Source organism: Stenotrophomonas sp. CASM106, assembly GCF_049384825.1.
Lineage (GTDB): Bacteria > Pseudomonadota > Gammaproteobacteria > Xanthomonadales > Xanthomonadaceae > Stenotrophomonas > Stenotrophomonas muris.
The window spans coordinates 109,283-122,593 of record NZ_JBMRFS010000009.1; the positions used below are offsets into that span (position 1 = coordinate 109,283).

The following is a 13,311-nucleotide window of genomic DNA, read 5'->3' on the forward strand; positions in this document are numbered from 1 at the left end:
GCCTATCCCCGTGGGCACGGGACAGGGTAAGGTGTCGCCCCTGTAGCCCGCCGCCAGCCCCGCCGATGCCCAACTCGATTCCGACCGCTTCGCCGTCCCGCCTCGGACATTCGCTCAAGCCCCGCCAGCTGATCATGATGGGCCTGGGCAGCGCCATCGGCGCCGGGCTGTTCCTCGGCTCGGGCGTGGGTGTGCAGGCGGCCGGTCCGGCGGTCCTGGTGTCGTATCTGGTCGCCGGAGCGCTGGTGATCATCGTGATGAACGCTCTGGGCGAGATGGCGGCGGCCAAACCGACCAGCGGCGCGTTCTCGGTGTATGCAGCCGACGCCATGGGCGCTACCGCCGGTGCCACCGTGGGCTGGCTGTGGTGGGTGCAGCTGGTGATCGTGATCGCCGCCGAAGCAGTGGGTGCGGCCGGGCTGCTGGCCACGGTCTGGCCGGCGATACCGGTACCGATGGCGGCGTTGGCGTTCATGCTGTTCTTCACCGCGATCAACCTGCTCGGAGTGAAGAACTTCGGCGAGTTCGAATTCTGGTTCGCCATCCTCAAGGTCGCGGCGATCCTGGCGTTCATCGCCATTGGCGTGGCGCTGCTGATGGGATGGCTGCCGCAGGTGACCTCCCCGGGCCTGAGCAACTTCACCGAACACGGTGGTTTTGCGCCGAAGGGCCTGGCCGGGATCGGCGCGGCGCTGCTGGTGGTGGTGTTCGCCTTCGGCGGCACCGAGATCGTGGCCGTGGCGGCGGCCGAAACCGAAGACCCCGAGCGCAGCATTGCCCGTGCCATCCGCACCGTGGCCTGGCGCATCCTGGTGTTCTACATCGGCTCGCTGAGCGTGATCATCGCCGTGGTGCCGTGGACCAGCGAGGCGCTGAAGTCGCCGTTCGCCGCCGTGCTGGACATCGCCCGCATCCCGGGCGCTGGTACCGCCATCACGCTGATCGCCGTGATCGCGCTGCTGTCGGCGCTCAATGCCAACCTCTACGGCGCCTCGCGCATGATGTATTCGCTGGCGCAGCGTCGCGAAGCGCCGGCCGTGCTTGGCTGGACCGACCCGCGCCAGGTGCCGGTGATCGCCGTGCTGGCCAGCGTGCTGTTCGGCTTTGCGGCCACGGTGATGGAACTGCTGTTCCCGGACCGGGTGCTGCCGGTGCTGCTGAACATCGTCGGTTCCACCTGCCTGCTGGTGTGGACGCTGTCGCTGGTCTCGCAGCTGGTGCTGCGTCGTCGCGCGGATCGTCTGGGTACCCGACTGCCGTTCCGCATGGCCGGTTTCCCGTGGCTGACCTGCTGTGCACTGGCGATCCTTGCGCTGATCTTCGGCCTGCTGCTGAGTGAGTCGCACACCCGCCTGCAGTTCCTGTCGATGGTGGCGTTGACTGCCACGATCGCCGCCAGCAGTGCCATCGCGCGGCGCATGCGCCAGGCGTGATTGAAGCTGCCGGCCAGCGGCCGGCACTACCACGGGGGCTGCACATCTGCCGTGCCATCCTGATCGCGTGGGCCGTCATCGGCCCGTCGACCAGGAGTACCGCATGCTGCGCAGCCGTCCCTTCCTGATGTTCACCGGCCAGGCCGAGGCCGCGCTGGCCCTGTACGCCGAAGCCTTTGCCGATTTCCGGCTGCTGGCCCTGCAACGCCATCCCGAGGGGGCCGGCGCCGGCGTGCCGGGGCAGGTCCGCCAGGCCATCTTCCTGCTCGGTGGCACCCACTACCTGTGCTTCGACAGCCTGGACGTGCACGATTTCACCTTCTCGCCGTCGATCTCGCTGTTCGTCGAGTGTTCCGGTGCCGAGCAGTTCGAGCGCGCGGCACGCGTGCTGGGTGAGGGCGGCCATTGGTTGATGCCGGTGGGCGACTATGACTTCAGCAATCGCTACGGCTGGGTGCAGGACCGCTTTGGCGTGTCGTGGCAGTTGAGCCTGGGGCAGATGCCGGACCCGTGATCGGATGCTTGTGGGTGTGGGCCTTGGTCCACACGCCCCATGAAAACGGCCCGCTTGCGCGGGCCGTTTTCTTTACCGATGCAGTGAGGAATCACGCCTCGACTTCATCATCCTTGTAGGCATCGACCGGGATGCAGGCGCACATCACGTTCTTGTCGCCGTACACGTTGTCGACACGCGCCACCGGCGGCCAGTATTTGCTCTGCTTCAGGCTGGCCAGCGGGAAGGCGGCCAGTTCGCGCGGGTAGGCGTGGGTCCACTCGCTGGCGGTCACTGCGGTGGCAGTGTGCGGCGCGTTCTTCAGCGGGTTGTCCTCGCGGTCGAGGCGGCCGTCTTCGATCGCGGTGATCTCCTCGCGGATCTGGATCATCGCGTTGATGAAGCGATCCAGTTCGTGCAGCGATTCGCTTTCGGTCGGCTCCACCATCAGCGTGCCGGCCACCGGGAAGCTCAGGGTCGGGGCATGGAAGCCGAAGTCGATCAGGCGCTTGGCCACGTCCTCGGCACCGATGCCGCTGGTCTTCTCCAGCGGGCGCACGTCCAGGATGCACTCGTGCGCCACCAGGCCGTTGCGGCCGGTGTACAGGGTCTTGAAGTGCGGGGCCAGGCGCTTGGCGATGTAGTTGGCGTTGAGCTGCGCGACCTGGGTGGCCTTGCGCAGGCCGTCGCGGCCCATCATTGCGATGTACATCCAGCTGATCGGCAGGATCGAGGCGCTGCCGAAGCTGGCCGCGCTGACCATGCCGACCGGGCCGTTGTCACCCAGCTTGCCCGGCAGGAACGGGGCCAGGTGCTCCTTGACCGCGCACGGGCCGACGCCCGGGCCGCCACCGCCGTGCGGGATGCAGAAGGTCTTGTGCAGATTCAGGTGCGAAACGTCCGACCCCCACTTGCCTGGCTTGGCCACGCCGACCAGGGCATTCATGTTGGCACCGTCGGTGTACACCTGGCCGCCGTGCTTGTGGATGATCTCGCAGATCTCCACCACCTCTTCCTCGAACACGCCGTGCGTGGACGGGTAGGTCATCATGATCGCGGCCAGGCGGTCGCTGTACTTCTCGGCGTTGAGGCGGATGTCCTCGACGTCGACGTTGCCGTTGGCATCGGTCTTGGTCACCACCACCTTCATGCCGCACATCTGCGCCGAGGCCGGGTTGGTGCCGTGCGCCGAATCCGGGATCAGGCAGATGTCGCGGTGGCCTTCGCCGCGCGAGCGGTGGTAGGCGCGGATCGCCAGCAGGCCGGCGTACTCGCCCTGCGCGCCGGAGTTCGGCTGCAGGCTGACCGCGTCATAGCCGGTGCATTCCACCAGCATCGCTTCCAGCGTGTCGATGAGTTCCTTGTAGCCCAGCGCCTGGTCGGCCGGCACCAGCGGGTGGATCTGCGAGAACTCCGGCCAGGTCACCGGGATCATCTCGGCGGTGGCGTTGAGCTTCATGGTGCACGAGCCCAGCGGGATCATCGTGCGGTCCATCGCCAGGTCCTTGTCGGCCAGCGAGCGCAGGTAGCGCAGCAGTTCGTGCTCGCTGTGGTGGGTGTTGAACACCGGATGGGTCAGGAATGCGGACTGGCGCAGCAGGCCGGCCGGCAGCGCATCGGCGGTGCTGGCATCCAGTGCGTCGACGTCGGCCTGCGCACCGAACACGGCGGCCAGTGCGACCACGTCGGCGCGGGTGGCGGTCTCGTCCAGGCTGATGCCGACCGAGTCGCTGTCGATCGCACGCAGGTTGTAACCGGCGGCGCGGGCCTTGGCGTGGATCTCATCGGCATGCACGCCGGTGATGTGCAGCGTATCGAAGAAGTCGCCACCGACCTGCACGCCGGCCTCGCGCAGCGCCGCGGCCAGGATCGAGGCCAGGCGGTGGGTGCGGCGGGCGATGCGGGTCAGGCCTTCCGGGCCGTGGTAGACGGCATACATCGAGGCCATCACCGCCAGCAGGACCTGTGCGGTACAGATATTGGAGGTGGCCTTCTCGCGGCGGATGTGCTGCTCGCGGGTCTGCAGGGTCAGGCGGTAGGCCGGGTTGCCCTGGGCATCGACCGAGACGCCGATCAGGCGGCCCGGCATCGAGCGCTTGTAGGCGTCGCGGCAGGCCATGAATGCGGCGTGCGGGCCGCCGAAGCCGAACGGCACGCCGAAACGCTGGCTGTTGCCGACCACGATGTCCGCACCCCATTCGCCCGGGGCGGCCAGCAGGGTCAGCGCCAGCAGGTCGGTGGCCACGGCCACCAGGCCGCCGCGCGCGTGCACGGCCTCGACCAGCGCCTTGTAGTCGCCGATCTGGCCGAAGGTGTCCGGGTACTGCAGCAGCAGGCCGAAGGCTTCTGCTTCCAGTGCCTCGGCCGGGGTGCCGACGCGCAGCACGATGCCCATGGGCTCGGCGCGGGTACGCAGCAGTTCCAGGGTCTGCGGGTGCACGGCGTCGTGCACGAAGAAGGTGTCCGACTTCGACTTGGCCGAACGCTTGGCCAGGGTCATCGCTTCAGCTGCGGCGGTGGCTTCGTCCAGCAGCGAGGCGTTGGCGATTTCCATGCCGGTGAGGTCGGCGCACAGGGTCTGGAAGTTGATCAGCGCTTCCATGCGGCCCTGCGAGATCTCGGCCTGGTACGGGGTGTAGGCGGTGTACCAGGCCGGGTTTTCCAGGATGTTGCGCAGGATCACGTTCGGCGTGTGGGTACCGTAGTAGCCCTGGCCGATGAAGCTGCGCAGCACGGTGTTCTTGTCGGCGATCGCACGGATCTTCGCCAGTGCCTGCACTTCGGTCATCGATTCCGGCAGTGCCAGCGGCGCCGGCGACTTGATCTTGGCCGGTACGATGGCATCGGTCATCGCATCCAGCGACGCGTGGCCGACGACGTCGAGCATCTGCGCGATCTCGGCATCGTTGGGGCCGATGTGGCGCTCGACGAACGCATTGTGGTGCTCGAGCTCACGCAGGGAAGGGGTGTTCTGGGACATGGCGAAGGATCCGTCAGGAAAGGGCACACGCACGGGCACAAGCCGCCGGTCGGCGGTCTGCGGGGCGCCCCTCTGTCCTTTTGCCTGAGAGTTTGGAAGCGCGGAAAACCGCGGCTTCGTGCCCCTTCGGCGCCGGATCGAACCGGTCTCTCCAGAGTTGTGTTACGGGTGGTATCGGGCCTGAGCGATTACGGGCGTTGCGCCTTCGGCAGCGGTGTTCCGCTTCTCCCACCGTGTTGCCCGCCGATTATAGCCCGTTGCGGGCCCGCCAGCCGCCTGCGGGCCCGGCCGCGGCGCCTGAATGGCCGATGGCCCGCCCGTGCGTTTTGTGCACTGCTGCATGGCATCAGGCGCAATCCCCACCTATGATGGGCGGATACCCGAATTCATCTGGCGCCGTCCCTGCTGCAGGGGACTGGCGCCCGCCGTGCGTGCCGCGCATGGCCCTGCCGGACGCCTTCTCCATGACCGCCGCTGTTGCTCCTTCCACCCGCCGCATGGCCCTGCTGCTCGCCGGCCTGGCCATGTTCGGTCCGTTCTCGATCGACACCATCTTCCCCGCGTTCCCGCAGCTGGCCCAGCGCCTGGCGGTGGACGAGGTGGCGGTGCAGCAGACCATCAGCGTGTACCTGCTGTTCTACGGCCTGATGAGCCTGGCACACGGCCCGCTGTCCGATGCCTGGGGCCGCAAGCGGGTGATCCTCGGCGGCCTGGTGGTGTTCGTGGGCGCCTCGGTCGGCTGTGCGCTGTCCACCGATCTGACCACGCTGCTGGGGTTCCGCGCCCTGCAGGGCCTGTCCGCAGGCGTCGGCATGATCGTCGGCCGCGCGGTGATCCGCGACCTGTACCACGGTCACGACGCGCAGCGGCTGATGAGCCAGGTGTCGATGCTGTTCGGCATCGCCCCGGCGATCGCGCCGATCATCGGTGGCTGGATCCTGCTCAGCGGTGCTGGCTGGCCGCTGATCTTCTGGTTCCTGGTGGTGTTCGCACTGGTTCTGCTGGCGGCCACCGCCCGCTACCTGCCGGAGACCCATCCGCTCGAAGCGCGCGTTCCGTTGTCGCCGCGGGTGCTGATGCGTGATTACGTGCGCATCGGTTTCAATCCGCGCTTCCTGCGCCTGGCGCTGGCCGGCAGCATCGGTTTCGGTGGCATCTTCCTGTACATCTCCTCGGCACCGGTGTTCGTGATGCAACACCTGCACCTGGGCGAGGGCGGTTTCGCCTGGCTGTTCATCCCCACCATCGGCGGCATGACCACCGGCTCGTTCCTGTCCGGGCGCATGGCCGGGCACACCACGCCCACCCGCCAGGTATCCATTGGTTTCGGCCTGTGCGCGCTGTCGGTGCTGCTGAACGTCGGCTACGTGGCGCTGGCGCCGCAGTTCGTGCTGCCGTGGGCGGTGCTGCCGATCTTCCTGGGTGGCATGGGCATGGCGCTGATCTTCCCGATCCTGGCGCTGGCGGTGCTGGACATGTACCCGCACCAGCGCGGCCTGGCCTCGTCGCTGCAGGCCTTCGTGCAGCTGATGATCAGCACCGTGGTGGCCGGCGTGGTGTCGCCGCTGCTCAGCGCCAGCCCGCTGCACCTGGCGTTGGGCCAGGCTGGGTTCTTCGGCGCCGGCTTCGTGTTCTGGTACTGGGAACACCGGCGCGAACGCGCGGCGCAGGCAGCCTGCACGGGTCACTGAGCAGCGCGCAGGGGTAGGGCGGGCCGTGGCGCCCGCAACGCTTGCGGCGGGAAACCGCCGGACTAGGCTGGGCACTCCAGCCAGCCGGTGCACAGGTGCACGACAGCCAGCCGATCCACTGTCGTTGCATGAGGTTCCCCATGGCTGCGCAGCAGACCTACCGCCTGTTCGAGGTGGCGCTGAAGGAGCGCCGCGTTCTTTCCCCTTCCCTGGACCGCATGGTGTTCACCGGTGCCGACGTGGCGCGGATGACGACCGGAGGGCCGGACCAGCGCATCAAGGTGTTCTTCCCCTTGCCCGGCCAGGAGGCGCCGCAGGTCCCCAGCGGCGAGGACTGGTACCCGCGCTACCGGGCCCTGCCGGACGATCAGCGCCCGCCGATGCGCACCTACACCATCCGCCAGCTCCGTGCAGAGCAGGGCGAGGTCGATGTTGATTTCGTGCTGCATGGCGAGACCGGGCCGGCCTCGCGATGGGCCATCCATGCACGGCCGGGCGACCGCGTAGTGCTGTTGGCCCCGGATGCCGACTGTGCCGACAGCAGCGAGGGCTGGGAATGGAAGCCGCCGGCTGGCGTTGGCCAGGTGCTGCTGGTGGCTGACGAGACCGCGTTGCCGGCAGTGGCCGGCATTCTTGAGGAACTGGCGGCCAGGGTGGATCCGCCGCGTACGCTGGCCCTGCTGGAAGTGGCGCAGGCCGGTGATGCGGTTCGCCTGAAGGCGCCGGCCACGGCCGAGCTGGTCTGGTTGCCGCGCGGGCAGGCGGCGTACGGGGCGCCTCTGTTGCAGGCGGTGCAGGCGCGCCTGGCCGCCTCGAGCGTGGTCGCTGGCGAAGAACTGGAAGAGATCGACGTCGACGCGCAGATCCTCTGGGAACAGGCCGATGCCAGCGTGGCCGGGCCGCTGTATGCCTGGGTGGCAGGCGAGGCGGGAGCGGTGATGGCAATCCGTCGCCATCTGGTCCGCGAGTGCGGGCTGGACCGCCACACGATCACCTTCATGGGCTACTGGCGGCACGGGAAAGTGTTGGACTGAGGGGGTGTGAAGCGGTGTGGCGGGCGGGGTGCGCTATCCTTGCGCCCCCCTCGCAGCGGTACCGCACCATGTCCACCAGCTCCAAGACCCGCCGCGACCAGCGCCGTCGCCAGGAAAAGCAGGCCGCCAACAAGGCCGCTGCCCAGGCCTCGCCGGTGGAGCCGCATGCGGAACTGCGCGACGCGCAGCGCACCCTGCTGGCCGGTGTCGTGCGCCGCGATGGCGAATGGGTGCTGGGCATGGACGGCCGTATCGCCGGCCACAGTGACTCCGCCGCGCAGGTACTGGCGCTGATCATGCAGGCCGGTGAACTGCACGAGCGCAACGGCACGCCGGTGCGCCTGATGTACTCCGATGCGCTGCGCGACGCCGCACAGGCCGAAGCGAAGGAAAAGGGCCAGACCTTCGAGGAGTTCAAGGCGGACCTGGCCGCGGCGATGGCGGCGAAGAAGGACAGCTGACAGGCATTCCGGTAGAGCCGGCCGCTGGCCGGCTGCCCGCGGGGTCTTCATCGCGTAGTTGCCGGCCAGCGGCCGGCACTACCAGGAAGGGGCGGATCCTTGCGGACCCGCCCCTTTTTTTTCATTTTGCCGCCGGTGCCGCGTTGGCCTGCCAGCCGCACATCTGGCCTTCGTTCTGCTGCTTCAGCCACTCGTTGACCGGCGTGAAGTACTCGATCATCGGGCCGGCATCGAGCTTGTCGGTGCCGGTCAGCTCCTTCAGCGTGGCCTGCCACGGCTGGCTGGCACCCTTGCTCAGCATCGCCCAGTATTTCTGGCCGGCTTCCTTGTTGCCGTAGAAGGTGCACTCATGCAGCGGGCCTTTGTAGCCGGCCGCGTCGCACAGGCCCTTGTAGAACTGGAACTGCAGGATGCGCGCCAGGAAGTAGCGGGTGTACGGGGTGTTGCCTGGCACGTGGTACTTCGCGCCCGGATCGAAGAACTCCTCGCCACGGGTACTGGCAGGCGCCACGCCCTGGTACTTGGCCTTCAGGTCCCACCATGCCTTGTTGTAGTTGTCGGCGGTGATCGAACCATCGAACACACCCCAGCGCCAGCGGTCGATCATCAGCCCGAACGGCAGGAACGACACGCCCGACAGCGCCATGCGCATCTGGTTGTTGATGACCGCTTCGCGGCTTTCGGTCGGCGCATCGACCAGGCCGATCGAGCTGAGGTACTTGGGGGTCATCGCCAGCACGATGGTGTCGCCGATCGCTTCATGGAACCCATCGTTGGCACCGCCCTGGAACAGCGGCGGCAGCGGGTTGTAGGCCAGGTCGTAATAGATGTGGCCCAGCTCGTGGTAGATGGTGGTGAAGTTCTCTTCGTTCGGCTTGATGCACATCTTGGTGCGCACGTCGCCTTCCATGTTCATGTCCCAGGCGCTGGCGTGGCAGACCACATCGCGGTCATCGGGCTTGATGAACTGGGTGCGTTCCCAGTACGACTGCGGCAGCGACGGCATGCCCAGCGACACGTAGAAGTCCTGCGCGCGTTCGGTCATCTGCTTGGCGGTGCGCAGTTCGGCCTCGCGCTGCGCCTTGTACTGCGCGGCCACGTTGGCATCCTTGCCGGCCTTGGCCAGCGCCGCGCTCAGGTTGGTCTGATATTGCTTCTCCAGCGCCGCGGTGATGTCCAGGCTGCCGGCGCCCGGGTACGGTTCCAGCTGGTCCCACAGGTTCGACCAGTCCTGCTGCCACATGTTGCCCAGCAGGTGCGCGGCGATCAGGCCGTTGCCCACTTCGGCCTTGTCCTTGCCGTAGGTCTTGTCCAGCTTGCCGCGTGCGTAGCAGTGCAGCTGCTCGTACATCGGCTTGACCTGTTCCCACAGGCGGTCGGTTTCCGGGCCGATCTGCTCCGGCGGCATGTCATAGCCGCTGCGCCACATCTGGCCGGCATCGGTGAAGCCCATGCCCTTGGCGCCTTCGTTCACCAGGCCGACGAACTTCTGGTAGTCGCCGCGCATGTTCTTGGTGGTGCTGTGCCAGCCCTGCCAGGCGTCGAGCTGCTTGTCATAGTCGCGGCTGCGTGCCAGCACCTGCTCCAGCTCGCCCAGCTGGCGGCAGGAGTTCGGATCGTTGGCATCGGTGCAGTACTTGCCGGCGCCATAGCTGCCTTCCATGCGGGTGGCGATCTGGGTCAGCTCGGCCAGCTTGGCCGGGTCGCGCGGTGCCGGCATCGACGACATCAGCTTCAGCAGGTGGATCGCGCGCTTGCTGTCCTCGCTCATCGGCTTGCCGTCGAACTTCGCAGCCTGTTCGATCCAGCTGTTGAGCTGGGTCAGCGAGCGCTCGTTGGCCTTGGCCGCGATGCGTTCCGAATCACTGTTGATGTAGGTGGAGGACAGCCACTGCGCCGAGGTCATCTCCGGGTAGGCGGCCTTGAACTCGGCATTGATGCGGGCCACGAACTGGTCGGCGGTTTCGCCGGCCGGGGCGCTGCTGCTGGCGGTATCGGTGCCTGGGGCAGCTTCCTTCTTGCAGGCGGCCAGGGCCAGCGTGGCGGCGGCGATTGCCGAGGCCAGCAGGAGATGACGGTGTTTCACGGGCGGTCCTTGGGTAGTGAACGACGGCCGAAGGCTAGTGGGCAGCCGCTGCCACCGCAAGTGGCGGAAGTCGGCCGGGCGGCGCCCGGCACCCGCAGAGGCCAGAGCACAAGCAACAGCAACCGCCGAAGCAACCGCAACAGCGGGGTATCCCTGGGATGGCGCGGCGGTGTGGGCTTGCAGGACACGCCGTAAACCCATCCATGGGGGCTCGATGGCGCCATCCATGGCGCCAACGGTCCTGCAAGCCCACACCGCCCCACCTCTGACAGATCGTGGCGGCTGTTGGTAGGTGTCGACCTTGGTCGACACATCTGTCAGGTATCGACAATCAAAATGGGGTCAGATCCGTTTTCCTCCGGAAAACGGATCTGACCCCAAGGTCGTTCCAACGGATCGCGGAAAACTGTCGAAGGCGGGGTGGGTCCGGTGGCGGGAGTGTCCGCGGCATGGATGCCGCGGCCAAGCCCCCAAGGATGGGTTTACGGCGTCTCCCGCCACCGGGCCCACCCCGCCATCCCACGGAATGCACGCTGTTGCTGTTGCTGTCGAGGCTGCCGGCCAGCGGCCGGCACTACCGCAGATGCAGGGCTGCAAGCCCTGCCGAACACCCCTCAACTCTCGCAGTTGGCGAACAGGTCGCGATCACGCTCGTACAGCGAGGTCTTCACCTGCATCAGGCCCAGCACCGACGGGAACAGGTTGTCATGGTCGGTATACGCCGCCGAACGCTTGCGCACGCACTGCAGGTCCAGCCCGCGGCTGCTGGCGAAGCCCGGCGAGAACCACATCGTCATCGGTACCCGGGTCTGCTCGGCCGGGGCGATGGCGTAGGGCACGCCGTGCAGGAACAGGCCCTTCTCGCCCAGCGACTCGCCGTGGTCGGACAGGTAGATCATCGCCGTGTCGTAATCCTGCATGCCCTGCAGCGTGCCGATGGTCTTTGTCAGGAAGTGATCGGTGTACAGCACGGCATTGTCGTAGCTGTTGGTGATCTCTTCGCGCGAGCAACGGCCAATGTCACGGGTATCGCAGGTCGGGGTGAAACGGCGGAATGCGGGCGGATAGCGCTCGAAGTAGGCCGGACCGTGGTTGCCCAGCTGGTGCAGCACCACCACCCGGTCGCCGGGCCTGGCGCGTACCTGGGTGGCCAGGTCCTGCAGCAGGATCTCGTCCATGCAGCGGCCATCGGCGCACAGGCCCGGCGTGGTGGCATCGGACAGCGACTGGAAGTCCAGGCCTTCGCACACGCCCTTGCAGCCGGACTGGTTGTCACGCCACAACGGTGCGATGCCGGCACGGTTCAATACGTGCAGCAGCGACTGGTGCGCGCGGATCTTCTTCTCGTCGTAGTCATGGCGGCCCCACGGCGAGAACAGGCACGGCAACGAAACCTCGGTGCTGGTGCCGCACGAATGCATGTCCGGGAAATTGATCACGCTGGCCTGCGCCAGTTCCGGGGTGGTGTTGCGGCCACCGTTGAGCCCCCAGTTCTGCGCACGCACGGTCTCGCCCATGACGATCACCAGCAGGCGCGGCTTGCTGGCCGGCGCGCGCGGGGTGGCCTTGGCATCGGTGCCGATCGGCAGCTTCGGCGCGCGCTGCACCGGATTGTCGCCACGCAATGCACGCGGCATGCCCAACAGGACATTGGCCGGTGTCGCGAGATAGCGCACTTCACGCTGGTTGCGCATCAGTGCCGAGACATCCTGGAACGAGATCAACGCGCCGCCGACAGCCGTCACTGCCGCCACCACCAGGAAGCCGACGCGCCAGAGCAGGCTGCGGCCCCAGCTGCGGCGGCGCAGCTGCACGCGCCACAGCACCACCATCGGCAGCACTGCCAGCAGCAGTACCGGCCACAGCAGCGATACCGTCATCAGCTCGCGGCTTTCCTTGGGGTCGGTCGCCAGCACGTTGCGCAGCATGTCCGCATCCAGGTAGATGTGGTAGCGGCTCATGTAGTGTGCGGCGAATGCGGTCACCAGCAGCAGCAGGCTGATCACCACCTTGGCGTTCCAGCGCCAGACCAGGATGCCCAGCAGCACGCCGTGCGCACCCAGCAGCAACAGCAGCAGCGACAGCGCGTAGCGCAGGCTGCCCGGATGGCTGGCCATCGCGCTGTGCCAGAACAGGCCGTTGCCGGCCACCGCGAAGAACAGGCTGGTGAACGCGATCAGTGCTTCGGTGGACAGCTGTGGCCGCCAGTGGCGAAGACCCGCCAGCGCAGAAGAGCGGGCGGGGCGTTGGACCGATGCACTCATGCGTTTGCCTCCTGGCGGTTGGGACGGTCCAGCTGACGGCGGATCAGGATGCCTTTGACGATCAGGTACAGGCCGAGTGACAGCAGCCAACATATCAACGCGGTGGCAACGTCATGCGAAAGGAAATGCGCGCCGCGCAGCTGCTGGCTGATGCCGAACACCAGGCCGGTGCCGAGGCCGATCCACAAGCCTGCCCAGCGCCACGACGGGCGCCACAGCAGGGCGAAATAGTACAGGCACAGCCACGCATAGCCTGCGCTGGCGTGGCCGGCAGGGAAGCAGGCCTGTGCGGCCATGCCGGCCGGGCGCTGCGTGAAAAGCCCGATATAGGGCTGATGGCCACCGTAGCGCAGCAGGTCCCAGGGACATTCCATCGGCACCAGGGTCTTCAGCAGGGAGATCACGCCCGTACCCAGCGCCATGCCAATTACGACATAAAGCAGCGCCCATCGCAGGGTGCGATCGCCCCCCTTGCGCCAGTGGTGCACGCACAACAGGATCGCGACCAGCGCCGCCGATGTGCTCAGCCACTTGCCGGCCTTGTGCACCACCGTGCGGGTGACCCAGGCGTCCTGCAACGCCCAGTGGCCACCTTCGAGGCGGAACAGGTGATCGGCCACCCATTGATCACCGCCGAAACCCATCAGCAGCGTAAACACGGGCAGACCGATTGCGACAGGCAGCCAGAAGTGAGTTACGGCGAATCTTGACGCCAGTGGTGATGTCGCAAGCGGCGCAACCGCATCAATGGGACGAACGGGCATGCTGGGAAGGGGCGGTTCGGGAATCCGCGCTCATGCTCGTCACCTCGATGTCGGAGAAGGGTCGGACGCCCGTTCGCGCCGGGTTAATGAGTCCCCGGCGCGCGT

At 67.2% G+C, this 13,311-nt stretch carries 9 protein-coding genes and 1 riboswitch; of the genes, 5 read left to right on the forward strand and 4 right to left on the reverse strand.

Annotation, left to right across the window (positions count from 1 at the left end; genetic code table 11):
* The first annotated feature begins 65 nt into the window (after positions 1-65).
* Entirely contained in the window at positions 66-1,433 is a 1,368-nt protein-coding gene (locus VG556_RS18465) for an amino acid permease (protein ID WP_014648020.1), read from the forward strand.
* A gap of 103 nt (positions 1,434-1,536) precedes the next feature.
* Positions 1,537-1,947: a VOC family protein gene (locus VG556_RS18470; RefSeq protein WP_005418291.1), complete on the forward strand. Its 411-nt coding sequence runs from the start codon at positions 1,537-1,539 to the stop codon at positions 1,945-1,947.
* A gap of 91 nt (positions 1,948-2,038) precedes the next feature.
* Here the strand turns inward: VG556_RS18470 and gcvP are convergent, their stop codons facing one another.
* Positions 2,039-4,906, reverse strand: a complete 2,868-nt coding sequence (gene gcvP / locus VG556_RS18475; protein ID WP_046431972.1) for an aminomethyl-transferring glycine dehydrogenase — start codon at positions 4,904-4,906, stop codon at positions 2,039-2,041.
* Positions 4,907-4,968: 62 nt separating this feature from the next.
* A riboswitch (glycine riboswitch) is annotated at positions 4,969-5,071 on the reverse strand.
* A 299-nt stretch (positions 5,072-5,370) separates the two neighbouring features.
* Here gcvP and VG556_RS18480 point away from each other — a divergent pair.
* The 3 genes from VG556_RS18480 (at position 5,371) to VG556_RS18490 (ending at position 8,092) form a co-directional block, all read left to right on the forward strand.
* Positions 5,371-6,597, forward strand: a complete 1,227-nt coding sequence (locus VG556_RS18480; RefSeq protein ID WP_032960036.1) for a multidrug effflux MFS transporter — start codon at positions 5,371-5,373, stop codon at positions 6,595-6,597.
* Between the two features lie 140 nt (positions 6,598-6,737).
* Positions 6,738-7,631, forward strand: coding sequence for a siderophore-interacting protein (locus VG556_RS18485; RefSeq protein WP_100450456.1), 894 nt, complete (start codon positions 6,738-6,740; stop codon positions 7,629-7,631).
* A gap of 68 nt (positions 7,632-7,699) precedes the next feature.
* On the forward strand, positions 7,700-8,092 hold the full coding sequence (locus tag VG556_RS18490) for a hypothetical protein (protein ID WP_014648016.1): 393 nt from the start codon (positions 7,700-7,702) through the stop codon (positions 8,090-8,092).
* A gap of 121 nt (positions 8,093-8,213) precedes the next feature.
* Here the strand turns inward: VG556_RS18490 and VG556_RS18495 are convergent, their stop codons facing one another.
* The 3 genes from VG556_RS18495 to VG556_RS18505 form a co-directional block, all read right to left on the reverse strand.
* The gene (locus VG556_RS18495) at positions 8,214-10,178 is read right to left on the reverse strand and encodes a M2 family metallopeptidase (protein WP_032960031.1); all 1,965 of its coding nucleotides are present in this window, start codon (positions 10,176-10,178) and stop codon (positions 8,214-8,216) included.
* A 614-nt stretch (positions 10,179-10,792) separates the two neighbouring features.
* The gene (locus VG556_RS18500) at positions 10,793-12,442 is read right to left on the reverse strand and encodes a phosphoethanolamine transferase (protein ID WP_100450455.1); all 1,650 of its coding nucleotides are present in this window, start codon (positions 12,440-12,442) and stop codon (positions 10,793-10,795) included.
* Positions 12,439-13,206 (reverse strand): phosphatase PAP2 family protein, encoded by a 768-nt coding sequence (locus VG556_RS18505; protein WP_100450454.1) that lies wholly within the window; start codon positions 13,204-13,206, stop codon positions 12,439-12,441. Before VG556_RS18505 ends, VG556_RS18500 begins: the two co-directional genes overlap by 4 nt.
* Positions 13,207-13,311: the final 105 nt, after the last annotated feature.

Coding starts and splice junctions, on each gene's coding strand:
- VG556_RS18470 (WP_005418291.1), top strand. CDS start 1,537: ATGCTGCGCAGCCGTCCCTTCCTGATGTTCACCGGCCAGGCCGAGGCC.
- VG556_RS18480 (WP_032960036.1), top strand. CDS start 5,371: ATGACCGCCGCTGTTGCTCCTTCCACCCGCCGCATGGCCCTGCTGCTC.
- VG556_RS18490 (WP_014648016.1), top strand. CDS start 7,700: ATGTCCACCAGCTCCAAGACCCGCCGCGACCAGCGCCGTCGCCAGGAA.
- VG556_RS18485 (WP_100450456.1), top strand. CDS start 6,738: ATGGCTGCGCAGCAGACCTACCGCCTGTTCGAGGTGGCGCTGAAGGAG.
- VG556_RS18505 (WP_100450454.1), bottom strand. CDS start 13,206: ATGCCCGTTCGTCCCATTGATGCGGTTGCGCCGCTTGCGACATCACCA.
- gcvP (WP_046431972.1), bottom strand. CDS start 4,906: ATGTCCCAGAACACCCCTTCCCTGCGTGAGCTCGAGCACCACAATGCG.
- VG556_RS18465 (WP_014648020.1), top strand. CDS start 66: ATGCCCAACTCGATTCCGACCGCTTCGCCGTCCCGCCTCGGACATTCG.
- VG556_RS18500 (WP_100450455.1), bottom strand. CDS start 12,442: ATGAGTGCATCGGTCCAACGCCCCGCCCGCTCTTCTGCGCTGGCGGGT.